The 24,127-nt window shown below is 63.3% G+C and carries 19 protein-coding genes; 6 read left to right on the top strand and 13 right to left on the bottom strand.

Annotated features, from left to right (window positions below; translation table 11 throughout):
• Positions 1-5: 5 nt before the first annotated feature.
• Positions 6-1,628 carry an acyl-CoA carboxylase subunit beta gene (locus ACN0YJ_RS03205; protein WP_417495325.1) on the bottom strand — a complete coding sequence of 541 codons (1,623 nt, stop codon included), beginning with the start codon at positions 1,626-1,628 and terminating at the stop codon, positions 6-8.
• Positions 1,625-3,442, bottom strand: coding sequence for an acyclic terpene utilization AtuA family protein (locus tag ACN0YJ_RS03200; RefSeq protein WP_417495324.1), 1,818 nt, complete (start codon positions 3,440-3,442; stop codon positions 1,625-1,627). Before ACN0YJ_RS03200 ends, ACN0YJ_RS03205 begins: the two co-directional genes overlap by 4 nt.
• Before the next feature lie 348 nt (positions 3,443-3,790).
• Here ACN0YJ_RS03200 and ACN0YJ_RS03195 point away from each other — a divergent pair, with 348 nt between their 5' ends.
• Positions 3,791-4,618, top strand: a complete 828-nt coding sequence (locus tag ACN0YJ_RS03195; protein WP_417495323.1) for an enoyl-CoA hydratase-related protein — start codon at positions 3,791-3,793, stop codon at positions 4,616-4,618.
• 12 nt (positions 4,619-4,630) lie between these two features.
• On the opposite strand, the gene ACN0YJ_RS03190 is transcribed toward ACN0YJ_RS03195, so the two are convergent.
• The 6 genes from ACN0YJ_RS03190 to ACN0YJ_RS03165 form a co-directional block, all read right to left on the bottom strand.
• Positions 4,631-5,332 (bottom strand): TetR/AcrR family transcriptional regulator, encoded by a 702-nt coding sequence (locus ACN0YJ_RS03190; protein WP_417476839.1) that lies wholly within the window; start codon positions 5,330-5,332, stop codon positions 4,631-4,633.
• 97 nt (positions 5,333-5,429) lie between these two features.
• Positions 5,430-6,377, bottom strand: coding sequence for an SUMF1/EgtB/PvdO family nonheme iron enzyme (locus ACN0YJ_RS03185; RefSeq protein ID WP_417495322.1), 948 nt, complete (start codon positions 6,375-6,377; stop codon positions 5,430-5,432).
• 16 nt (positions 6,378-6,393) lie between these two features.
• A complete protein-coding gene (locus tag ACN0YJ_RS03180) occupies positions 6,394-7,482 on the bottom strand; it encodes an MBL fold metallo-hydrolase (RefSeq protein ID WP_417495321.1) in 1,089 nt (362 codons plus the stop codon).
• Positions 7,483-7,501: 19 nt separating this feature from the next.
• Positions 7,502-8,806, bottom strand: coding sequence for a DsbA family protein (locus ACN0YJ_RS03175; protein WP_417495320.1), 1,305 nt, complete (start codon positions 8,804-8,806; stop codon positions 7,502-7,504).
• 9 nt (positions 8,807-8,815) lie between these two features.
• A complete protein-coding gene (locus ACN0YJ_RS03170; RefSeq protein ID WP_417495319.1) occupies positions 8,816-10,471 on the bottom strand; it encodes a sulfatase-like hydrolase/transferase in 1,656 nt (551 codons plus the stop codon).
• Positions 10,472-10,474: 3 nt separating this feature from the next.
• Positions 10,475-11,191 carry a glutathione S-transferase family protein gene (locus ACN0YJ_RS03165; RefSeq protein WP_417495318.1) on the bottom strand — a complete coding sequence of 239 codons (717 nt, stop codon included), beginning with the start codon at positions 11,189-11,191 and terminating at the stop codon, positions 10,475-10,477.
• 115 nt (positions 11,192-11,306) lie between these two features.
• On the opposite strand from ACN0YJ_RS03165, the gene ACN0YJ_RS03160 reads away from it, so the two are divergent.
• Positions 11,307-11,687, top strand: a complete 381-nt coding sequence (locus ACN0YJ_RS03160) for a hypothetical protein (RefSeq protein ID WP_417495317.1) — start codon at positions 11,307-11,309, stop codon at positions 11,685-11,687.
• Positions 11,684-12,319 (top strand): TetR/AcrR family transcriptional regulator, encoded by a 636-nt coding sequence (locus ACN0YJ_RS03155; RefSeq protein ID WP_417476846.1) that lies wholly within the window; start codon positions 11,684-11,686, stop codon positions 12,317-12,319. The genes ACN0YJ_RS03160 and ACN0YJ_RS03155 overlap by 4 nt, the downstream gene beginning before the upstream one ends.
• Here the strand turns inward: ACN0YJ_RS03155 and ACN0YJ_RS03150 are convergent.
• Entirely contained in the window at positions 12,297-14,078 is a 1,782-nt protein-coding gene (locus tag ACN0YJ_RS03150; protein WP_417495316.1) for an arylsulfatase, read from the bottom strand. The two genes, ACN0YJ_RS03155 and ACN0YJ_RS03150, sit on opposite strands and share 23 nt — an antisense overlap.
• A gap of 97 nt (positions 14,079-14,175) precedes the next feature.
• A complete protein-coding gene (locus tag ACN0YJ_RS03145; protein ID WP_417495315.1) occupies positions 14,176-14,856 on the bottom strand; it encodes a putative 2OG-Fe(II) oxygenase in 681 nt (226 codons plus the stop codon).
• A gap of 125 nt (positions 14,857-14,981) precedes the next feature.
• Between ACN0YJ_RS03145 and ACN0YJ_RS03140 the strand changes: the two genes are divergently transcribed.
• On the top strand, positions 14,982-16,751 hold the full coding sequence (locus ACN0YJ_RS03140) for a histone deacetylase family protein (protein WP_417495314.1): 1,770 nt from the start codon (positions 14,982-14,984) through the stop codon (positions 16,749-16,751).
• A 71-nt stretch (positions 16,752-16,822) separates the two neighbouring features.
• On the opposite strand, the gene ACN0YJ_RS03135 is transcribed toward ACN0YJ_RS03140, so the two are convergent.
• From ACN0YJ_RS03135 to ACN0YJ_RS03125, 3 genes are all read right to left on the bottom strand, one after another.
• Complete coding sequence (locus tag ACN0YJ_RS03135) at positions 16,823-17,866, bottom strand: succinylglutamate desuccinylase/aspartoacylase family protein (protein ID WP_417495313.1); 1,044 nt, start codon at positions 17,864-17,866, stop codon at positions 16,823-16,825.
• Entirely contained in the window at positions 17,866-18,771 is a 906-nt protein-coding gene (gene rimK / locus ACN0YJ_RS03130; RefSeq protein ID WP_091765700.1) for a 30S ribosomal protein S6--L-glutamate ligase, read from the bottom strand. The genes ACN0YJ_RS03135 and rimK overlap by 1 nt, the downstream gene beginning before the upstream one ends.
• 174 nt (positions 18,772-18,945) lie before the next feature.
• The gene (locus ACN0YJ_RS03125; RefSeq protein WP_417476851.1) at positions 18,946-19,512 is read right to left on the bottom strand and encodes a TetR family transcriptional regulator; all 567 of its coding nucleotides are present in this window, start codon (positions 19,510-19,512) and stop codon (positions 18,946-18,948) included.
• A gap of 135 nt (positions 19,513-19,647) precedes the next feature.
• On the opposite strand from ACN0YJ_RS03125, the gene ACN0YJ_RS03120 reads away from it, so the two are divergent.
• The gene (locus tag ACN0YJ_RS03120; RefSeq protein ID WP_417495312.1) at positions 19,648-20,835 is read left to right on the top strand and encodes an efflux RND transporter periplasmic adaptor subunit; all 1,188 of its coding nucleotides are present in this window, start codon (positions 19,648-19,650) and stop codon (positions 20,833-20,835) included.
• Positions 20,836-20,877: 42 nt separating this feature from the next.
• Entirely contained in the window at positions 20,878-24,063 is a 3,186-nt protein-coding gene (locus ACN0YJ_RS03115) for an efflux RND transporter permease subunit (protein WP_417495311.1), read from the top strand.
• Positions 24,064-24,127 lie beyond the last annotated feature (64 nt).

The raw sequence follows: 24,127 nt of genomic DNA, 5'->3' as shown, positions 1-24,127 counted from the left end.
CCACTTCACAGCCTCGCCACGCCAAAACTGTTGGGGCGCAAGCTCCGGCGGGCCGCTTCCCACACCGTGCTCAACAGGAAACCCAGCGCCTTGCGCGTGTCGCGCGGGTCGATCATGCCGTCATCGAGCATATGGCCCGACGTGTAGAAGGCGTCCGACTGGCGATTGAAATGGTCGGCCAGCTGTTTCGACTGCTCGGCCATCATCGCCGGGTCGAGTTCGAAACCGCGTGTCTGGGCAGCCTCCCCGGCGACAATACCCATCACCGTCGCCGCCTGTTCACCGCCCATCACGCCCATCGAGGCATTGGGCCAGGAGAACAGGAAATCCGGATCGAAACCGCGCCCGCACATGCCGTAATTTCCGGCGCCATAACTCGCCCCGATCATCAGGGTGAGGCGAGGTACGGAGGCATTGGTCACTGCCTGGATCATCTTGGAGCCATGCTTGATCATGCCGGCCTGCTCGTACTCCCGTCCGACCAGATAGCCCGTCGTATTCTGCAGGAAGATCAAAGGTGTACCGGCCTGGTCGCAAAGCTGGATGAATTGCGCGGCCTTATTGGCGCCCTGCGGATCGATCGGGCCATTATTGCCAATAATCCCGCACGGATAGCCATAGATGGAGGCTTGAAGGCAGACCGTCGAGACGCCGAAACCCGGTTTGAAATCAGAGAAATCCGAGCCATCCACGACACGCGCGACGACTTCGCGGACATCATAGGGCTTGCGGTAGTCGACCGGGACGATGCCGGCCAGTTCGCCGATATCCAGCCGGGGTTCTTCGAATTCCACCGGCCGCCGCTCCGGGCAATTGGCATTCCAGTCAAACCGCCCGACCAGCTCGCGCACCATGGCGACAGCTTCATCATCACTGGCGGCCAGATATTCGACCAGACCCGAGGTCTGGCTGTGCATCTCCGCCCCGCCCAATTCCTCATCGGTCGCGATTTCGCCGGTCGCGGCCTTGAGCAGGGGCGGGCCGGCGAGGAAGGCCTTGCCACGATCCTTTACCGCGACAACATAGTCCGACAGGCCGGGCATATAGGCACCGCCAGCCGTCGAGGAGCCGTGCAGGATAGCGATGGTCGGGATGCCGGCCTTGGACAGGCGTGCCAGATTGGCGAACAGGGCACCGCTGAGCGCGAAACTGCCGACATCATAATTCAGCAGATCGCCGCCGGCGCTCTCCACGAGATGGATGAAGGGGAGTTTCTGTTGCAGGGCTATCTCTTCGGCCCGGCGCAGCTTGTAGCCGCTGCCCGCCATGATCGCCCCGGCGCGGATGCCGCTATCATCAACCGTGACCACGCAGCGAACGCCGGAAACATAGCCAATCCCCGCGATCAGCGTCGAACCGGGGATGGATTTCGCTTCGTCCGGGGTATCGACCATATAGCCGGCGAGATTGCCGATCGCCAGAAAGGGCATGCCCGGATCGAGCAGACGGGCCAAACGGTCACGCGGGGTGAGCTGGCCGCGCTTTTCGAACCGCTCACGCCGCCTTTCCGAGGCGGTGGCGGCACGGCCATTGAGGGTTTCCAGCCGGTCGATCAGGGCGAGCATGTCAGCGCGATTCTGCGCGAAATCGGGCCGGCCCGGTTCGACCTGGGAGTGGAAAATCGTCATGCCATGGCCTCTGTGAGGTTAAAGCGCTGAGCCAGCAAGGTCGGGATTTCGATCGGGGTCGCCAGCAGAATCTGGGCATAGCCCTTGCCCTGCGGATCATTGCGCAGGCTGGCAATGCCGCCGCCACCGAGCACATCGTGCAGCAGGAAATTGATGGCATGGCTGCCGGGCAGATAGAAACGCTCGACCGGGCCTTCGAGGAAATGCGCGAAGCGCTCCGTCACGATATCGGTCGACAGGCCGTGCCACAGGGCCGGCAGAAATTCCGGATCGCGCGCGATGATGCCGATATTGGCGTGGTTACCCTTGTCACCGGAGCGTCCCCAGGCGAGCGCGATCAGGGGCACGCGAACGCTGCCCGACGAGGTATCGGGTTTGGCTGGCGGCTCGGGTCTGACGGGGTTGGGTGCCCGGGCATTGCCGAGTGGGGGCTCGGCATAATCGAGCGACTTGCCGTCCAGCTCAATGCGGACATCGACCATTGGCCGCGGGCAAAGGCAGGAGAAAAGCCGGATGACGGGCGAGGGTTTGGGGCGCCCGCCCTGAAAACCCGAGAGCCCGGGCGGCGATGCCAGCCCCAGCCCGGCGGCTTCTCTGAGCAGCAAACCGGCACCGGCCGCATCGGCATGTTTGGCGGCGAGCTTGAGCACAACCTCTCTCGCATCTCGGCTCTGGCCGAAGGTCCCGAACTGGCACTCATTGCCCAGAATTTCCGTACTGGTTTCGCTGAAGGGCGGTGCGTTCAGCTTGCCCAGGATCGCGCCGGCGCGGGCGATGGCCGCATCGGCGAAGCTCTGCGCCTTGCGGGCGGCGTCCAGCCCGTAAAAGCTCAGATAGAGGCCGGCGCGCCAACCATCCTGCCAGGTCAGGCTGGCCTTGTATTTCTCCGGCGGCGGCGCTCCACGGGCACCGCTCACGAAGACCTGGTCCGGACCTGCCGGCATGATCGTCACCTGCGAGAAATCGCAGCTTACATCCGGCAGGGCATAATCCTGCGGGTCGCCAATCTCGTAGAGCATCTGCTCCGACACCGTGCCTACGCTGACGCCGCCGCCTGTTCCGGCAGGCTTGCTGACAGTGAAGTCGCCATCTGGCGTGATCTCGGCGATCGGATAGCCGATTTCGGCAATCCTGGCAGCGACACACTCCCAATCGGTGAAATTGCCTCCTGTCGCCTGCGGTCCGCATTCGAGTACATGGCCGGCGAGGCTGCCGCTCGCGAGCCGGTCATAATCCTCGCGTGACCAGCCAAAGGCATGGATGCAGGCGCCCAGCGTGACAGCACTGTCGACGCAGCGGCCGGTGATAACGATATCGGCGCCGGCATCGAGTGCGGCCGCGATGGGGAAGGCCCCGAGATAGGCGTTCAGACTGGCAATCCTGTCGACCGGCGGGAAGGCCTCGTCTGTAAACATTTCCGTCAGTCCGCCCTGGGCCAGCTCTGCCGCGCAGGGCAATAGGTCGTCACCCGTGATGACGGCGACTTTCAGCGTCAGTCCGGCTTTTTCGACCAAGGCGCGGACGGCGGCGCCGCAGGCCACGGGATTGACCCCGCCGGCATTGGAGATGACACGCACGCCCTGGGCCGCGATGGCGCCCAGATTCGGGGCAAGGGCCGCCGTAACAAAATCCGTCGCATAGCCGGCCTCGGGATCGCGCACGCGGGCACGGGCCAAAATCGACATCGTGATTTCAGCGAGATAATCGAAGACGAGATAGTCCAGCGAGCCGCCGGCCAGCAATTGCGGGACGGCCATGGCGCTGTCGCCCCAATACCCACTGGCACCGCCAATACGGATCGCATTCTTTGTCATCGAATCTCCGTTGCGGACCTGCCTCGCAGGAAGCTTTCGGTCAGCTGCCAGGCTGGTTTGTCACCATGTGAGCTAAACTCAGTTTTGGAATTCAATCAATATGCTTGATCGATCTGTGTTCATTCCGCTCAATAACATTGGCGGCATAAGAGTGGGATGAGGCGGGTTCAGTCCGCCGGGTCTTGGATGGCTGCGCCGCCAAAGATGCGCTCCGTCCCGGATTGCCGGGCGAGGTCCATCTCCCCCGGCGGCCCGGTCTGCTATCGGGTGTTTCACATCCGGCGCCCCCGCCTGCTATGCTCTGCCGGAACGGCGTGGCCTTTTCCACGGCCCAGTTGAGGGGATCGAATGACCGACGCTTTTTCAATCGTACAGGATGGCGCGATTGCCCGCCTGACCCTCACGCGCCCCGAGCGGGCCAACGCGCTGGGATCGGCCTTTTGGCGTGACTTCCCGATTGCGATAGATGCACTCAATCAGGCTGGCCGGACGCGTGTTCTGCTGATCGAATCCGAAGGGCGACATTTCTGCTCGGGCATGGATACCGATGCGTTCACATCGCTGGGCAAAAGCGATTCCGCACATGACCGTTTCCAGTTTCGCTCCAACCTTCTGGTGCTGCAGGATACGTTGACCAAGCTGGAGCAGGCCAATTTTGCCGTTGTTGTGGCCATTCAGGGGGCGTGTCTTGGCGGCGGACTGGACTTGGTCCTGGCCTGCGATATCCGGGTGTGTTCGGAAAATGCCAGTTTTGGCATTGAGGAAACCAATATCGCCATCGTCGCCGATCTCGGCAGTCTGCAACGCGGCGTTCACGCGCTGCCCTATGGCGTGATGTGCGATATGGCGCTGACCGGTCGGCGCATGCCGGCGGCGGAAGCCGCGCGCTATGGTCTGGTTTCGTCGATCGAGGCTGATGACGCGGCTTGCCGGGCGCGTGCAGCGGAAATCGCCCAGACCATTGCCAGCAAATCTCCCCTGATGACCGTGGGGATCAAGCGGAGCCTGCAAAATGCCCGCGATGCCGCCCTGGCTGATGGCCTGCGCTTCATTGCCGACTGGAATTCCGGCATGTTCTCGCCGGCCGAGGTGGGCGAAGCCTTGACCGCGCGAATGGAAAAGCGCGAGGCGGTGTTTCAGTCGATGGCTGGACCAGACGCCTCACAGGGCGAATAGCGCAGCGGGCGCTCAGGCGCCGTCTTCACCGGGGCCGGCCAGGGCCTCGAGCCGGGCAATGGCCGTTTCCAGCCGCTCCGACAAACTGGTAACCTGATCGGCGGCGGGCATGATTTCGGTGGCGGCATAGCTGCGTTTGAATGTGTGCATCAATTGCTCGATCGCCAGATCCATATCGGGCTTGCGGGCACCGTGCAGCATGATGGTGCGGGCGGCATATTCAAGCGTGCCGTAGAATTGATCGCGCATGAAAGGGATCTCGGTTCCTGGCTCAATATGGCCAACGGCAAGGCCATTCTCGATCAACTCGTCGAACACGGCGGTATAGGCGCGCTTGAAATCGAGATCATCGCCGACCTTGATCCCCGGCTGGTAGCGGATCGAGAAGCCGAGTTCGATCAGCTTCCATTTCTCGATCATGCTGGTGAGGTGATAGCGCGCCAGCGCTTCGACGCGCTCGAAATACCCGCGCTGGTGACGCAGGCTGGCCTGGGCGCCGCGGGTCAGCTCTGACCAGTGTTCGGCAACCACACCCAGCATCAGCGCATGCTTGTTGCGGAAATAGAGATAGAGCGTGCCCTCGGCGATTCCGGCGCGCTTCGCGATCTCCGACATTTTGGCACCCGCATAGCCGCTTTCCAGATAGATTGCTGTGGCCGCGGCAATGATGGCGCTTTCGCGTGCTTCGCCGCTCGGTCGTCTGGCATTGGCCATGGTGGCTTTCCCGTATTCAGCTTTGCGTCTGTCTTTATTGGTGTGAGCGCCCCTCATCCTGGCGCTCCATCCTCTCATATTTCAAGCGCATCGTCCGTCAGTCTGGTCCCGGGGCGCGGCTGACGGTGCGAAAGCCGATATGCGAAGCGGAGAAGTCCCACTCCTGCGCCTGCCGTGCCGCTGGCCGGAAGCGAGCGCAGAAATTGGGCGCACACAGATAGGACCCGCCGCGAATTGTGCCGGTCGCGGGATCGGCGCTGAACGGGCTGGACGTCCACTCCCAGACATTGCCGGTCATGTCGACCAGGCCGAGTTCATTGGGTTCATAGCAGCCGATGGGCGCGAGTCCGGCAAAACCGTCATCGCCGGTGTCAATCGCCGGGAAGGGGCCCTGCCAGCTATTGGCGCGCCACTGCCCGTCCGGCCGGAATTCATCGCCCCATTCGAACTCGGCGCCAGCCTGGCCGGCCCGGGCCGCGACCTCCCACTCGGCTTCCGTTGGCAATTCGCCGCCCGCCCAGGCGGCATAGGCCGCAGCGTCGGCATAGGCGATATGGACGACGGGATAGTCATCCTGGCCCTCGATTGAACTACCCGGACCATGGGGTGTTTGCCAGCTGGCACCCGGGATGAAGCTCCACCAATAGCCCTGACCGGCCCTGACGCCGAACACCGCGGAGCCGGCGACCAGAGCCGAAGGGTCAATGTCGGGATAGGCGGCGGGGTCGGGCGCCCGTTCGGCGATCGTGCGGTAACCGGTCGCCGCGACGAAGCGCGCGAATTGCACATTCGTCACTTCATGCCGGTCAATCCAGAACCCGCTGGTGTCCACCTGTTGTGGACCGGTCTCCTCGCGATAACGCGGTGTGGCGCCGATTTGATAGCGCCCGGCAGCAATCCAAACCCGGTCGTCGGCCGGCGCAGCGGTGCAATGCCGCAGCGCTGCCGGTTCAGCGGCCGGGTCCCGGTCGAGCAACCAGGAGACGGCTGCGACACCGCTCAGAGCCAATAAAACCGCAACGGAACCAAGGATCCATTTCTGCATGATGGCTCTATTCCCCTCAGCGCCAGGACTGAAAGCTGACACCATCATCGCCCGCGGGCAGGCTCACAACCAGGCCGTCCTCGGCAATCCGGATCGGTCCGGAGTAGGCCGCAGCGGCATCTCCGAGAAAGGCGGCGTTGAGGCTCCGACTGGGCAGCGCCGGGACGATGTGATTGAGCACAAGGGCCCGTGCCCGCGCAGCGCGCGCAGTAGAAGCGGCCTGTTCCGGCGTGGTGTGATAGTCGCGGATATCGATCATGATCGTATCCAGACGGTCATTGCCGCGGGCCCGCGCGCCCTCATTGATGATGTCGAGCAGGTCGGGCTGGAGCGCTTCGACAACCAGCAGGTCTGTTCCGGCGGCGAGGGCCTGGAAGCCCGGCGAGGCATCCGCAACAAGATCGCCGCTCATCACCAGCGAACGTCCCTGATAGTCGAAACGATAGGCCACAGCCGGGCTGGCCGGAGCATGGTCAACTGCCACGGCCCAGATCGTCAGCCCGCCATTTTCGAGCAATTTGACCGGCGCGGTCTGATCGAAGCCCGCAATCGCGAAGGGCCGGGCTTCCATTCCGAAGCCCGCAGGCGGCGCAATGGTCTCGCCATGATGCCCGGTGCGATAGGTCGCGTCGATCGCATAGGCCTGGTTGAAGCCGGCCACGATCGTCTCCACGCCTGCAGCGCCATGGACGGGCAGGGGTTCGTTATGCCCTTCGCCGATCCAGCGTTGCAGCGCGAGGTCGCCGAGCCCGCCAATATGGTCGGAGTGGAAATGCGTCAGCAGGACCGCCTCGATCTCACCGGCGGGTATCCCCATCAGCAATAGATTGCTGACTGACCCTGCACCGGAGTCGACGACAAACAACCGGTCTCCCGCGATCACGACGGCGCAGCTCGGCGCGCGCGATGGATCGGGCAGGGGCGAGCCGGTGCCGCAGAACGCCAGGTGCAAACCGTCGGGAAGCTCAGCCAACCGGTCGAGCGACATCTGGCGCTCGACGCGGCGCTCATAGAGGGCGCGGGCCAGTTGAGCCTGGAAGGCAAAGGCCAGGCCGGTGACGAGCAGGGCGAGGCCGAGAGCCCCGAACAGGACGCGTTTCATCATGTTGGTTGTCCTTGGCTGGTCATGACGGGCGGGCTTCGGCCCGGGCTGAAAGGGCCTGTTCAATGCGCCAGAGGCGATCCTGGCCCCAGACCGACAGATCGCCCGTGTGGAAGGCGGGCACGCCCCACAAGCCCAGCTTCAGCAAGCGCTCACGATTGCTCTCCGCGACGGCGCGCCAGCTGTCATCACCGAGGGCTGCCTTGGCGGCCACCCAGTCCAGACCGGCGCGTTCGACGAGCTGGCGCAAGCCGCGATCCGATCCGGCGTCAACGCCCTCAGCCCAGACGCCCCGCAGGAAGCTGGTCAGGAACTCGCGACCCTTGCCTTGGCCCATCGCATAATGGAGCACGGCGAGGCCGCGCTCGGTCGGAGGCCCGAGCGGGTCGCAAATATTGCCGAAGGGCAGGCCGAGGCGTTCCGCCTCACGCTGCGCGTCGAGCAGGAAATATTGACCCTTGCGGCGCGGTACCGGCAGGCTGCGCATCACCATGGGCAGAACAAAACGGATCTCGACCCGGGTTTGCCAGCGGTCGGCGAGCGCGAAGGCGCGCTCCATGGCCAGATAGGTGTAGGGGCTGCGCAAGGAGGGATAGATGTCCAGGACGCCACCGCTGTCGCCGCTCGCCTGGCTTTCGAGCAAGGTCGGCGTGAGCGGAGATCTCGCTTTACCGGCGCGCGTGGCGCCGAGGTCGGTCAGGCGCGCTTCCAGATAGTGTAGCCGGTCGGCGGTCCAATACCACTCGCCGCCATAATAGAGCGTGGCGCTCTGGAAATGTCCGAGTTCGTCGCGCAGGGCCGAGCCGAGTTCTGCCGCCTTCGCGGCAGCCTCCGGACTGGCCTCGCCGAAACCGGCGGCTGCGGCGGACATGGCAGCGTCGTCGCGGTGCCACAGGGCTTCATCCGTCGCGATGGCGGCCTGCAGCGCCTCATGGCTGTTCAGGGCCGCGGTGATGATCGTGGCAGCGCGCGCTTCCAGTGCTGCATCAGGCGCGTGTCCGGGATCGGTGAAAGGCAGGCCGAAATGCCGCGCCAATGCGGCGGTGTCGCGCCGGGCATAGTCGGGCAAGCGTTCCGGGTCGGGATTGACATCGGCGGCAGGAAGTCCTGTGAGATGGACGGTCAACTCGATATCGAACCGTTCGCACAGGGCAGCGGCCAGCGGCGCCATCAAGGCGCAGGCAGGGTCGCCCGGGCGATGAAAATAATGGACCCGATGGGGTTCCTCGCGCCGCACACGCTTGGCCTCGACGCGCTTGCGCCTGGCCTCGCGCCGGGCGGGGCTCGTCAGGGCGCGATAAACTTGCCGTCTCAGCCAGACCCGCATCCGCATCCCTCAATTCGCCCAGTGGACATACTCGTCATCCACGGATCGCGGTTCGAGAATATGCCGGTCGATATACACGGGTGGGGCCACCAGGCTCGGCCAGATCGGGTCGGCCTGAACGGCGTCGATGGCATTGAGCGCTGCGGTCATGGCGGCCAGGCGATCCGGCTCGGTGCTTGCCAGATTGACCTGTTCGGTCGGGTCATCATTGAGGTTGAACAACCAGGTTCTTGGCGGCAGTTCGGAGATTTGCAGCTTCCAGCCATCGCGCATCAGGACGCGATAGCGGTCCGACCGCCAGAACAGGTCGCGCTCCTGCGGTGCGGCGCCGGCTGCATCGATCACGGCCAGCATATCAATCCCGTCCATCACGCGGTCCTGCGGGACCGGCGCGCCCGCTGCGGCGGCTGCCGTAGCGAAAATATCGACATGGGCGGCTGGCGCTTCGACCACGCTTCCTGCTGCGATACGGGCCGGCCAGCTGACGAACATCGGGACCCGGATTCCGCCTTCAAAGAAGGTCGCCTTCCAACCGCGATACGGGGCATTGATCTCAGGGAAGCCGACATAGCTGGCGCCGCCATTATCGCTGGAGAAGACGATCAGCGTATTGTCGGCAATGCCCTGCTCTTCAAGCGAGGCGACGATCTCGCCGACAGCACGGTCGGCCGCACGGATCATGGCGGCGTAAACGCGCAGGCGTTCATCCTCGATCGCCGCGAGTGCGTCATAGTCGGAGCGCAGGGCCTGTAGCGGTGTATGCGGCGCATTGAGCGCAAAATACATGAAGAAGGGCCGGTTCGCATTCGCCTCGATGGAGGCCACCGCCTGCTCGGCCAGATAATCGGTCATATAGCGGTCTGGGTGGAAGCGCTGGCCGCCATTATGGCGCACCGCGAAATTCAGGTTGGGCCACAGGAAGCGGTCAATCGGATCAAAATCGGCGACTGCATTGACCACATCGGGGTTATTGACGTCCATGAAGAGCGCTGCGCCGGGCATGAAGCCCAGCCATTCGTCGAAACCCTGGTTCTGTGGCCGGAATTCTTCAGCTCCGCCCAGATGCCATTTTCCGAAGAACAGCGTGTGATAGCCTTGGTCACGCAGCAATTCGGCCATGGTGATTTCACTCGTCGGCAGACCCTGTTGATTCAGCGGGATGGCCTCGCTCTCCCGCTCGGCATGGTAAACTGCCGGGTGAGGCCCAAAGTCGAACGAGCCGAGCAAGCGGTGAAACGGTACCGGCGCGGGCGTGAATTCAAAGCCGAACCGGGTCGCAAACCGGCCCGTCATAATGGCGGCACGCGACGGGGCGCAGGTGGCATTGCCGGCATAGCCATTCGTGAAAATGGCGCCGCGAGCGGCCAGGGCGTCGATATGGGGCGTTTGCAACAAGCCGCCGGCAACGCCGCCGCCAAAGGTCGAAATGTCGTTGATTCCAAGGTCGTCGACCAGGATGACGATGATATTGGGCTGTCGCTCTGCGGGGGCCATCGAGGCCGTCGCCGGGCCCTGTTCCCAGACAACCGGCTGGGTCGCCAGGATCGGATCCCGCAGGCGGTCGACTATCCCTGGAAGTCCGATTCCGTATTTCGCAAAAGCGCCATAGCCGATCGCCAGGACGGCGGCGATGGCAGCGATGATGATCCAGAGCCGCGTATTCATCTTCTAATTCCCGTTCTCACCTGTATTGACGATACTTCGGGCGCCCTTGGCGAAACGCTCCGCGGCGCTGTCGGCGTCGTCGCCTTTAGTCTTCGCGAGCATTTCGGCGAGATCATAGGGGACCTTGATACCCGCCTGGGCAGCCGGGCGTTCGGCAATCTGGGCGATCCAGCGCTTCAAATGAATGTAGGGTTCAAGGTCCACGCCGGACCAGGATGCGGTGCGGGCCCAGCACCAGTTGGCGATATCGGCGATCGAGTATTCACCGGCCAAGTATTCATGCCCCGCCAGGCGCCCGTCGAGCACTGAGAGCAGGCGGGCGGATTCGCCCTGATAGCGCTTGATTGCCACGTCGATCTTCTCGGGCATGTAGCGATAAAAGACATTGGCCTGCCCCATCATGGGTCCGAGACCGCCCATCTGGAACATCAACCACTGGATCACGCGTGAGCGGCCCTTGGCATCTGAGGGCATAAGCCGTCCGGCCTTTTCGGCGAGGTAGATCATGATCGCGCCGCTTTCGAACACGACAAAATCATCGGCGTCACGGTCGCGGATGACCGGAATGCGGCCATTCGGATTCATTGCCAGGAACTCGGGTGTTTTCTGGGCGCCCTGCATCAGATCGATGGCGTGCACCTCATAGGGCAGGCCCAGCTCTTCGAGCGTTACCGAGGCTTTCCAGCCATTGGGTGTGGCGGATGTGTAGAGTTCGATCATGCGGTCTCTCCGATCCGGCATTTGACAAGGCCGGTGATTGCGAGTGACGGTAGGATATGTCATACGGTGCGTCAATTGTTTGGCGAGGGACGCCGTCAGGTTTTGGGGAAATGCCATGCAAATGATTCTGCGAGCCGCAACCGCGCTGTCCGCCCTCGTGCTGTGTGTGCTCGGTACAGCATTTCTGATCACGCCGGACCTCATCATGGGCCCGCTGGGTCTGCAGGCTGACGGAGCGATCGGTCTGAATTTCATGCGTGGTGATGTTGGCGCCTCGCTGATTCTCATCGGCGGGCTGGCCGGCAGGGCTGCCCTGGCAGGTGATGGGAGCAAGCTGGACATACCTGTCGCCTGGGCCATGCTTTTGCTGGCCGGTCGAATTGTCGGCATGGTTGTCGACCCTGACGGGCTTGCCGCCCTGCCTCTGTTCGCAGCCGATACTGGCCTTCTATTGGTCCTGATGCTCGGACGCTGGAAGATGAAGAGGGCCGTGTGACCACGACAGCCGGATCCAGCACAGCGCAATCGGGTGACGGGCGCACGCGTCGTCGATCGGAAAACCGCGACCGGATCGTGACGGCTTTTCTCGAGCTGATCCGGTCGGGCATCGTCTCGCCGAGTGCCCAGGCGGTGGCCGAGCGTGCCAAGGTCAGTCCGCGCACGGTGTTCCGCTGTTTTCAGGATATGGAATCGCTCAATCGCGAGGTTGTCATTGCCCTGCGGGACGAGTTCCTGCCGCGCGCCAAGCTGGACCTGTCGACCCCGGACCGCCGCGAACGGCTGATCAGGCTGGTGCGGAACCGTGCCTCCATGTTCGAGGACATGACCCCTTTCCGCCTCGCCGCCGAGGCCTACCGCCACCGTTCCGGCGTGCTCGCAGGGGATCATGCCTTCCTGGTGGCGATGGAGCGCGAGCGGCTGGATTCGGCCGTCAATCCAGACGGATTGCTGGATTCTGTTACGGCCGAGAGCCTGTCTGCGGTGACTTGTTTCGACTTCTGGCGCCGCTTGCGGTCGGATCAGAATTTGCCGCCAGAGGAGGCTGCGCGTGTGATGCTGGCTGCAGCCCTGGCAAGTTTCGACGCGGGGCCGGATGCCGGGCCGGTCAGTGGCGACGCCAGAAGCTGACTGCCTGGTAGAGGCCAAATCCGCCCAGTCCGAGGATCAGCAGGATCACAAATGCCAGCTGCCAGCCATAGAATTCCAGCTGTCGCAGGGTGGCATTGATGGAGATCTGGTTGTGCACATCATAGCCATCGGGCAGGTCCAGTACGCCATTGGCTTCGGCGTAGGCGGTGTAGTCTGCAAGCATGGTGGCGGCCAGTTCCGGCTGTCCGGGTGCGAGGTCGAAGGTTTCGCCGGGGTCTACGGCCAGGTTGAATAATTGCCAGTTTCCATTGCCCCAGGGCGGCATGGTGCGGACCAGTTTATAGTCGCCGCGGAACAGGGCCGAATTGCCTGAAACCTCGAAACCCACTGCATCATCAGGAGCATAAGCGTTATCAGCCTCACCGCTTATGACAGCGCGCAGACTGCGTCCGGTGACGTCCCCGGTCAGCTCTGACAGGCCGGCAAGGTCCAGAATTGTTGGTGTTACGTCAGTGACATAGCCCGCTGCCTCGCTGTGCTGGCCGCGGGCAATTCCCGGCCCGGTGATCAGGAAGGGGACGCGCAATCCGCCTTCCGAGGCATAGAATTTGAACAGGTTGAACGGAGCGGCTGCGGCCATCGCCCATTCCGGGCCGATAAAGGCGTAACTGCCTGTTTCGCCCAGATTTTCCAATTCGCGACTATAGCCATGCAAAGTCATCCAGGTGCCGAAACCGGGTTCGCCGACCGGATGGCTGGGCTCGGGACCGTTATCGGAGGTGACAATGAAAACCGTGTTGTCGAATTGCCCCGTTGTTTCAAGATGTTCGACCAGGCGTCCGAGATGGTGATCCATCGCTTCGAGCATGCCGGCATTGACCGCCATCGAGCGCGCATACAGGGCCTGGTCGGCCTCGGACAGGTCGGACCAGGCGCGCATGCGCTCCGGTAGCGGCATGATTGAGCTTGTGGCGGAAACCAGCCCCAGCTCTACCGCTCGCCTGCCGCGAGCCTGCCGTAAGGCTTCCCATCCCTGGCTGTAAGTCTCGTGGTAGTTCGCGGTGAACGCGGCGGGCGCCTGGATCGGGATGTGAATCGCCTGAAAGGCGAGATAGGCGAAGAAGGGATCGGCGCTGCCGGCATCGGCATCGATATAATCGATCATCCGGTCGACCAGGAATTCGGACGAATAGAATTCGTCCGGCAAATGCGCGCGCGCGCCATCCTCGAACCAGTCCGCGGTCCGATAATAGGGCATGTAGGGTTTTTCTTCCCAGTTATCGGCGCCGGAGGCGTCGAGCACGAAGGAGCGGTCGAAACCGTGTGCATCGGGCAGATCGCCCTCGCCATGCCCGAGATGCCATTTGCCGGTCATATAGGTGCGATAGCCGGCCGCCTGAAGATGGTCGGCAACGGTGACGACGCCGGGTTCCAGGCTCATGCCATAACCGGGCTGGCCACGATGTTCCGGTGGCAGGACTTCGGGAATGGTCGCCAGTCCGGTGCGGTGATTATCGAGCCCGGTCAGCAGCATGGCCCGCGACGGCGCACACAGCGGCGAGGAGTGATAATTGGAGAAGATCATGCCGCGCCGCGCCAGCCGGTCAATTACCGGGGTGCGGGCTTCGCCGCCATAAATCCCGAAATCCATGAAGGCGGCATCATCGACCAGCACGAGCACGAAATTGGGACGCTCGGCAGGCACGGCCGGCGCCTGCTGTGCCAGGGATGGCGGCGTCGCCATGAGTGCGCCGATCAGGCCCAGCCCGGCCAGAATTCCGCTTGTTGTCGCGCGCATGGCTTCCCCGCTTCGCTCTCTCTGTGCCCGTATTATTGTGGCAGACACTATGACATAATATCGGGCGGGACAATCCATGATGGCGGGAGCGGCCAGGTCAGGCGGGATTGACGGTCAGCCTCGTCAATTTCTGGGCCTGGTCGACATTGCGATAGGTGAGGGTGAAATTCACCGCAATCGACAGGCGTGGCTCGCTCTGGAAATGCGGCACGACCTCATGCCAGACGAAGGCCGGGAACATGATCATCAGGCCGGGGCGCGGATGGACATGGGCGTGGTGTTGCCAGCCCCCCATCAGCGAGGCGTTGAAGCGTGGATCGTGCAGGATCAGCGCGCCCTCGGCCGGCTGCCAGTAATTCTTCATCGCCGACTGGGCTTCCAGCACCGGCCGCTCGGTCGGGGTCGTGGCGACATAATACACCGAGGCGATATGGGCGACATGATTGTGCGAGGGCACATAATGGCGCGCCGCCGAGACATTGGCGAACATCTGCATCTCGACATCGAACTCGCCGATCCAGCCGATCTGGCGGCAATATTCGGTGAGATCTGCGAGCGCCAGCGTCTCCAATTTCTTGAAGGCGGGGAGTTTGCCGGCGAGGTCACACAGATTGATCGAGTCGGATTTCTGGGCCTGGTCGGCGCTGCGATAGAAGGGGTCATCGACCAGGGCCTGCTTCAGCGCGGCATTGAGATCGGGGGCCTCATGCTCCCAGGTCATGACCGGCGTCGGGAAGAGGTCGTAGCGGCGCGAAACTTCTTGCTTGCTTTGTGTCATGCGATTTGAGACTCCAGTGACGGACAAGGGAGAAATCACCTTGCCCGACAGGCCGATCGGGATGTTTCCGCTTGCGGGACGCCGTTGAGTATCGGTCTGGCTTTTTGCGATGCGGAACACGTAAAATGCTGAAATTCGTGCGGGTGATAGCGGGGATTGATCCGGACTATCAGCGCCATCTGGAAGGGATACAGGACGTTTTCCTGAAGGCCTTCCCGTTCAATTCGAGTTACATCGACAAGATCGCCCACTACTCCGCCGGAGAATACCCGCCCGATTGCGAGGTCATTCTGCTGTGCGCCACGAAGGCCGGCAAGGTGCTCGGCTTCTCCGTCACATTCTTTTTTGCCGATATCAAGGCCTCCTATCTCGACTATATCGCCAGCGATCCGGCGCGTGCTTCGCGCGGGATTGGCGGGGCGCTTTACGAGATGACGCGCGAGGATCAGCGCAAGCGCGGATCAAGGCGGCTTTTCCTCGACAGCCTCCCCGACGAGGCCGGATTGCTCAATGAGCACGAACTCCTCGCCGATGGCCGCCGGCGCATGGCCTTTTATGAACGCCTCGGGGCGCGGCCCGTGCTGGGCACCGGCTATGAGCGCCTTGTCACAAAGTCGAATATGGGTGACGCCAACATGTTGCTGCATGACGGCATGGGCGACGAAAGACCGCTCCATCGCCGCACGCTGAAAACCGTCATCGCGCGTATCATGCAGGCCAAGAATGGCATGACCGCCGACGATCCGGTTCTGGTCGAATTGCTGGCCTCGATCCAGGACGAGCCGGTGCGGATCCGGCCGCCGCAATACACCAATCTCCGTCAGAAGAAATTGCCCGCTCTGGCGCGGCCGATTGATGTTGTGATCACAGCCGATGAAGCGCCCTCGATCGAGCACTCGCCCTTCAAGGGCTATTATGAGCGGCCCGCCCGCGTTGCTGCCGTACGCAAGGCGCTGGAAGGCTTGCCGGTCAATGATCATGAGGCGAGCCGCTGGGGGCTGGAGCATATCCTCGAGGTCCATGATCCTCGCATGGTGAAATTCCTGGAGGAGACCGCGACCCGCATCCCCGAGGGGCGCATCGTCTATCCGGAAATCTTCCCGATACGCCATGCTGACCGCCTGCCACGCAATTTCGAGATGCGGGCCGGGTATTTCTGTATCGACACCTCGACGCCGCTGACCCGCGCCGTCTACCCCGCCGCACGCCGCGCCGTTGATGCCGCACTCACGGGTGCCAGGCTGATCAAGGATGGCAAGACCGGCTGGGCCTATATTGTGGTGCGACCGCCGGGCCATCATGCCGAGCGGCGCGCCTTTGGCGGGTTCTGCTATTTCAACAATGCCGCCATCGCTGCGCATCACCTGTCAGGCCAGGGCAAGGCCGCCGGAAAGACAGCGAAACCGGCCCGCGTGGCGGTGCTCGATATCGACCATCATCACGGCAATGGCACCCAGGACATCTTCTACGAACGAGACGATGTGTTGACCGTCTCGATCCACGGTCATCCGGAGGATTGCTATCCCTTTTTCGCCGGCTTCGAGGATGAGCGCGGCCGCGGTGCGGGGCTGGGCTTCAATCGCAATTACCCCATCCGGCCCGGCGTCGATGATGCCGGCTATCTCACCGTGCTCGCCCGGGCGCTGCGGCGGGTCCGGGCTTTCGCGCCGGACTATCTGGTCGTCAGTCTCGGCGTCGACATCATGAAGGGCGATCCGACGGGGAATTTCTTCATCACGCCGGACGGTATGCACCGCATCGCCGAAGCCATCGGCCGGGAGAAATACAAGACGCTGATCATGCAGGAAGGTGGCTATAGCCTCGCCAATATCCGGCGCGGCGTGCAGCAATTCCTGCTGGGCTTCGCCGCCGGCCAGGAGGCGCCGGCGCGGTAAGGGACGGGGGCGGCGCATCGCCCTGCCTGCGCGATCACGGCCTTTCCCGCATCCGCGTATCGCCGGACTGGCTAGATGATCTCGTCTTCGTCGAAGGTCGGGTCAGCCTCGAATTCGAGCGCCATGTTGTCGAGCGTCGATTCCGCGTCGGCTGCCTTGCTGAGCTTGGCAATGTGGAACAGGCCGTCACCCTCGTTGACGACCGGCAGATTGGTGCGGCCGACAATCAGGCCCGGCTCTTCAACAACCAGCTCGATCTCGACCTCGCCGAATGGATCCGCGATCACGCCGAGCACATCATTGGCCATCACCTGATCGCCAATCGTCTTGTAGCTGCGCATCAGACCGCCGGCCGGCGCCCGCATCCAATAGCTCGAGCGTGACTTCATGGGCGGGGTCCGCGGGCGGGTAATGTCCTTGGCCGGCAGCATTTCCAGATGACGCATGACGCGCATGATGCCGGTCACACCGGCGCGGATGGCGAATTCGTCGAAGCGCAGGCCTTCGCCGGCCTCATAGAGCAGTACATCGACGCCGGCTTCCTGGGCGGTGTAACGCAATGAGCCCTCACGGGTTTTCGAGGTCAGGATCAGCGGCGCGCCGAAGGCCTCGGCCAGCTCCATCGTGCGCGGCATGGCCGGCGAGATGCGGATTTGCGGCAGATTGGTGCGGTTGATGGCGGCCGAGTGCAGATCAATCCCGACATCGGACCGCTTGACGATTTCCGTCATGAAAATGTGCGCCAGCCGCGCCGCCAGTGATCCCTGGGTACTGCCCGGAAAGCAGCGATTGAGATCGCGCCGGTCGGGCAGATAGCGCGAATGCGACATGAAGCCATAGGAATTGACGATCGGCACGGCCAGCAATGTGCCGCGCAGCCGGTTCAGGGCGGGATTGCGCAGCAGGCGGCGCACGATTTCGACCCCGATAATCTCGTCGCCATGGACCGCGGCGCTGACGAACAGCGTCTTGCCGGCGCGCTTGCCGTGCACGACATGCGCCGACATGGTGACGGGCGTGTGATCTGACAGCACGCTGACCGGCAGGTCGACCGTCGCGCGGCTGCCGGCAGCAATTTCATGCCGGCCGATCTGGAAAACGGGGCGGGCCGGCATCAGCCAGCGCCCTTTGTCTTGGTCTTGCCGGGCACGCTTGTCTTCTCCAGCGTCTCGATAATCTTGCCGGCGACATCAATTCCGGTCGCCTTCTCGACGCCTTCCAGGCCGGGCGAGGAATTGACCTCCATCACCACCGGTCCGTGATTGGAGCGCAGCATGTCGACGCCGCAGACATTCAGCCCCATGCTCTTGGCGGCGCGCACGGCGGTCGAGCGCTCTTCCGGCGAGATCTTCACCGCCTGGGCGGTGCCGCCCTGATGGAGATTGGAGCGGAACTCGCCCTTTGCACCGGTGCGCTGCATCGCGGCAACGACCTTGCCACCAACGACGAGCGCCCGGATATCGCTGCCGCCGGCTTCCTTGATGAATTCCTGCACCAGGATATTCACCCCGGCACCGCGGAAGGCTTCGATGACCGATTTGGCGGAGCGGTCGGAATCGACCAGCACGACGCCAATGCCTTGCGTGCCTTCGAGCAGTTTGATGACCAGCGGCGAGCCGCCGGTGACGGCGAGCACTTCGGTGGTCTGCTTGGGATCATGGGCGAATGTCGTCACCGGCAGGCCAATCCCGTCGCGCGCCAGCAGCTGCAGCGAGCGCAGCTTGTCGCGGGAACGGCCAATGGCGACGGATTCATTGAGCGGATAGACGCCCATCATCTCGAACTGGCGCAGCACGGCGAGGCCGTAGAATGTCACCGAGGCACCGATCCGAGGGATGACGGCGTCGTATTTCGGCAGTTTCTCGCCATTGTAATAAATCGCCGGATTGCGCGAGGCGATATTCATGTAGCAGCGCAGCGTATCGATGATGTCGAGCTCGTGGCCGCGCGCTTCGGCTGCCTCTTTCAGGCGTTTGTGCGAGTAGAGATTGGCATTGCGGGCGAGCATGGCGATTTTCATGACGATCATCCTTTCAGGGGCGGTCGGACCTCGGGCCGGGCGGCGCGCAGTCGGCAAGCTGTATACCGTCTGGGGGCGGGCCGGTAGGGGATAGACGGGCGGTTTCGCCCTTATTGTCTGTCTCGTCGAGCCGGGCGGCGCCCGTGCGGCCTGCGATCGGCCTTGATCCCGGTCTCAGAAGTCCTTGATGCTGAGACGCACGAGATCCTCGATGCGCTGCTGGAAGGCGGCCTGTCCGGGCGCCTCGATATCCCAGGCCCCGCGGATGATCTTGCTGACGATCAGGCCGATAATGACGCTGCCCATCATGCGGGCGCGCAATTGCGGGCAGTTGCCCTCGAGCAATTGCGTGATCGGTTCATCGAAGCGCTGCACCATCGCGTCGCGCACCAGGCTCGCCGCCGTCTTGGACGAGGCCGAGCGCAGCATGATGAGCAGGTCTTCAACCGCTTCCTGGTCACCATCCTTGCTGACGACCATCTCCGCGACCCGGACGCTGAGCCCGTCGCGGCCGGCCTCGATGACATCGAGGGGTTTGTCCGGACGCAGCAGGAGCTGGGCGAATAGATCTTCCTTGGAGCCAAAGTAGCGGCAGACGAGGGCGGCATCGACGCCGGCCTTGATGGCGATGTCGCGAACCCCGACCTGGTCATAGCTCTCGCGCGAGAAACAATGGCGCGCGGCGGCCAGAATCGCGGCGCGTGTAGCCTCGGCATTACGGGGGCGGGCGGGCTTGGTCATAAAACAATCCTGATTCGCAGTCACAGCTTGTCATCAGCTGTTGACATATCATAGCCATCGGGCGCACGTATGTCATCGACCGATGACTTGTCGCTGCAGCTGCGTCCGAATCGGCCCATTTTCCAAGGACTCGACATGGCACGCCTCGCTCCCCGCTTCATTCTTTTCTGCTTCGCTCTTGCCCTCGCCAGCTGTGGCGGCGGCGGTGGCTCGCAACAGGCGCCGGGTGCGCCGGGTGTTGATGTCGCCCTGCCACTGGTCGAGCGGGTTTCCGACTGGGATGCTTTCACCGGGCGCTTCGACTCGCCGGAACATGTCGATGTCCGCAGCCGCGTCAGTGGCTATCTGGAGGCGGTCCATTTCGAGGATGGGGCTATCGTCGAGGCTGGCGATCTGTTGTTCACGATCGACCCGCGCCCGTTTGAAGCCGTTCTGGCTGCAGCCAATGGCCAGACGGCCCAGGCCCGGGCGCAGCTGGCCCAGGCCCGCGCCGATCTGGACCGGGCCGAGCGCCTCCTGCCCTCGCGGGCGATCTCGGAGGAAGCGATCGAGCAACGCCGGACCGCCGTCAGCACGGCCGAAGCGGGCCTGGCCTCGGCCAATGCCAATTCGGCCGCAGCCGCGCTCAATCTGGAATTCACCCAGGTGACGGCCCCGGCCGCAGGACGGACGTCCTCGCGCATGGTCGATCCGGGTAATCTGGTGTCGGGCGGCAATTCTGCCGGCGATATTCTCACGACGATTGTCGGCTCGGATCCGCTCTATTTCGAGTTTGACGCGTCGGAAGCTGTCTATCTGCGCTATCAGCGCCGCGAGCGTACCGATGATGTCTCCCGCGTCGAAATCCGGCTGCAGGATGAGACCGAATATCTGCATGTCGGCGAGATCGTCTTTGCCGACAACCGCATCAACTCAACATCCGGCACGATCCGGGTGCGGGCACGGGTCGCCAACCCTGAAGGGCTGATCCGCCCGGGCATGCTCGGCGCGGCACGCGTCGGCGGCAGCGCTTTTTACGAGGCCATCCTGGTGCCCGAAACCGCCATACTTTCCGATGGTCCGCGGCGCCTGGTCTATGTCGTCAATGCCGAGAATATCGTTGAGCCGCGCGTCGTCACGCCCGGCCCGCCGAGCGGCAATCTACAGGTGATTTCCGCCGGCCTGGAGCCCACCGACCGGGTGGTCGTGAATGGCATCATGCGCGCCCGCCCCGGTGTGACGGTCACGCCGCAGCTGGTTGAACTGGTCCGGCAGGATCTGGAGCAGCCGACCGCGCTGACCCAGGCGCAGCCCGCATCCGCAGCCTATCCCGTCGAGCAGTAAACACCGCTCCCGCCTTATCGCATCCGCCCAGGATACCACGCCATGCGCCTGTCTCACTTCTTCATCGACCGTCCCATATTTGCGATGGTGCTGGCGGTTTTCATGACGCTGATGGGCATATTTGCCTATCCGCAATTGCCGCTCTCGCAATATCCCGAGATCGCACCGCCGACCATTGCCGTCACGGCGAGCTATCCCGGTGCCACGGCCGAGGATGTCGCCGGCCAGGTCGCAGCGCCCCTGGAGCAGGAGATCAATGGCGTCGAGAACATGCTCTATCTGACCTCCTCCTCGACGGCGGATGGTCAGGCGACCGTGACCGTCACCTTCCAGCCCGGCACGGATATCGATACAGCGCAGGTGCTTGTGCAGAACCGGGTCAACCGCGCCGCGCCGCGATTGCCAGAGACGGTGACGCAGACCGGAGTCCAGGTCGAGGCCCAGGCGACGGGCTTCCTGCTCCTGTTCGCGATCCGCTCACTCGATGGTTCCCTTGATGCCGACTATCTCGGCAATTACGCCAATTCCGAGCTGCGCGACCGGCTTCTGCGCCTCGATGGTGTCGGCGATGTCCGGATATTCGGGGCGGGAAGCTATGCCATGCGGGTCTGGATCGATCCGGACCGCGCCGCCGCGCGCGGGCTGGATGCGATCGATGTCGTCAACGCCTTGCGCGCGCAGAACATCCAGGCCGCTGGCGGAAATCTGGGTCAGCCGCCCTTTGCTGACGGCCAGCCGGCCGCATTCCAATTGCCGGTCCAGGTGCGTGGCCGCCTGATCGGGCCGGAGGAGTTCGCTGATGTTGTGGTCAACCGCGATGCCGATGGTGCAGTGACGCGTCTGAGCGATATTGCCCGGGTCGAGCTGGGATCAGAATCCTATCTGATGCGGGGCTATTTCGGCGGGATTTCCGGCGTCGGCATGGCGATTATCCAGCAGCCTGGCGCCAATGCCATCGCCACCACCGACCGGGTGTTGGAGACCGTCCGCGAGGCCGCCCTCAATTTCCCCGAGGGCATGGACTATATCGTTCCCTACAACCCGACGGAATTCGTCAGCGCTTCGGTCGAAGCCGTTCAGTCCACCCTGCTCGAAGCCGTGCTGCTCGTAGTTCTTGTCGTCGTCATCTTCCTGCAGAGCTGGCGCGCGGCACTGATCCCGATCGTTGCGATCCCGATTTCCATCATCGGGATTTTTGCAGTCCAGCTGGCGCTGGGCTATTCGATCAATTCCCTGTCGCTCTTCGCCATGGTGCTGGCGGTCGGCATTGTCGTTGATGACGCCATCGTCGTGGTTGAGAATGTCGAGCGCCTGATGCGCGAGGGATTGTCAGCGCGCGATGCGTCGCGCAAATCGATGACCGAAGTCAGTGGCGCCCTGATCGCCATGACACTGGTGTTGATATCGGTCTTCGTGCCAACCGCTTTCCTGAGCGGAATTCCAGGCATCTTCTACCGCCAGTTTGCCGTGGCCATCGCCTCCGCGGCCATGATTTCGCTGATTGTCTCGCTGACCCTGACACCGGCGATGTGCGCCCTTCTGCTCAAGCCTCATGCCGCCATTGAACCACGCGGTGGCTTGCTGGCACCGCTGCGCTTCGCCGGCCGCAAATTCAATCAGGGCTTCGACTGGCTGTCCGGCTTCTATGGCGCCACCGTTGCGCGCCTGGTCCGGGCGATTGCGATCGTGCTGATCGTCTATGCCGGCCTGCTCGGCCTGACGGCCTGGCGCCTGACCGATACCCCGACCGGATTCATTCCCGAACAGGATCAGGGTTTCCTGATCGGTGTCGTCCAGTTGCCGCCGGGTGCCTCCCTGGCCCGTACCGACGAGGTCATTCAGCGCGCCCAGACCGTGCTGCTCCAGACCGAGGGCGTCGACACGCTGGCGGCCCTGGTCGGCCTGGATGGATCGAGCTTCACCTCCAGTTCCAACGCCGCAACCATGTTTATTCGTCTCGATCCGTTTGAAGAGCGGACGGGACATCCGGAACTGAGTGCAGTCGCTATGTCCCAGCGCCTGACCGGCGTTCTCGGGCAGGCCATCCCGGAAGGTTTCGCTTTTATCATGGCACCGCCCGCTGTCCGCGGTCTCGGCAATGGCGGCGGCTTCAAGATGATGATCCAGGACCGTAACGGCCGGGGCATGGAAGCGCTGCAACAGGCCGCCAATGCGGTGATCGGTGCGGCCAATCAGGATCCTCGTCTGGCGGGCGTCTATACGACGTTCAACACCGGCTCGCCCCGCGTCCGCGTCGATGTCGATCGTGAGCGGGCGCAACGGATCGGTGTCGACCCGTCGGCGGTCTACCAGACCCTGGGCGTCTATCTCGGGGGCAGTTACGTCAATGACTTCAACTTCCTGGGCAGAACCTTCCGGGTCATGGCGCAGGCCGACGCGGCTTCGCGTGACGATATTGCCGATATCGGCCGCTTGCGCGTCCGCTCATCGACGGGCGAAATGGTCCCGATCTCTGCTGTCGCAACGGTGACGGCGGATTCCGGGCCGGTGCGTGTCGTCCGGCATAATATCCTGTCTGCCGTCGAGGTTCAGGGCAGCACTCCGCCGGGCATGTCGACCAGCCAGTCGCTCGAGGCGATGGAAGAGATCGCCGCCGCGGTCCTGCCGCAGGGCTATTCCTATGAATGGACCGAGCTGGCCTATCAGGAAAAGGCTGCCGGCGATTCCGGACTGTTTGTGTTCGCCCTCGCCGTGGTCTTCGTCTTCCTGGTCCTGGCCGCCCAGTATGAGGCCTTCACCCTGCCCTGGGCGGTCATCTTCATCGTTCCGATGTGTATTCTCGCGGCGATGATCGGGGTCAATCTGGCCGGGATGGACAATAATATCCTGACCCAGGTCGGTTTGATCGTGCTGATCGCCCTGGCAGCGAAGAACGCCATCCTGCTGGTCGAATTCGCCAAACAGTCCGAGGAACGCGACGGGCTCTTGCCGCGTGAGGCCGCCGTTGAATCGGCCCGCATACGTCTCCGGCCGATCCTGATGACGGCGCTGGCCTTCATCCTCGGCGTGACGCCGCTGGCCTTCGCCCATGGTGCGGGTGCCGAAATGCGCCAGGCGCTCGGTATTGCGGTGTTCTCGGGCATGATTGGCGTGACGATTTTCGGTTTGATCTTCACGCCGGTCTTCTACGTGGTCGGGCGCTGGGTTTCGGCGCGCCTGCCCAAGCCAGACACTGGCCAGGGCCCGGAAAGCGATCCGGCACCCTGATCCGGCGGCCATACCGGAAAAGAGAAGTTTCCGGTTTCCCGCTTTTGCAGCTTGGCGATGTGGC

The sequence above is a fragment of the Maricaulis sp. genome, assembly GCF_048270095.1.
Lineage (GTDB): Bacteria > Pseudomonadota > Alphaproteobacteria > Caulobacterales > Maricaulaceae > Maricaulis.
The sequence above is the reverse complement of the archived record's forward strand: the minus strand, read 5'-3'. Positions and strand labels throughout refer to the sequence as shown.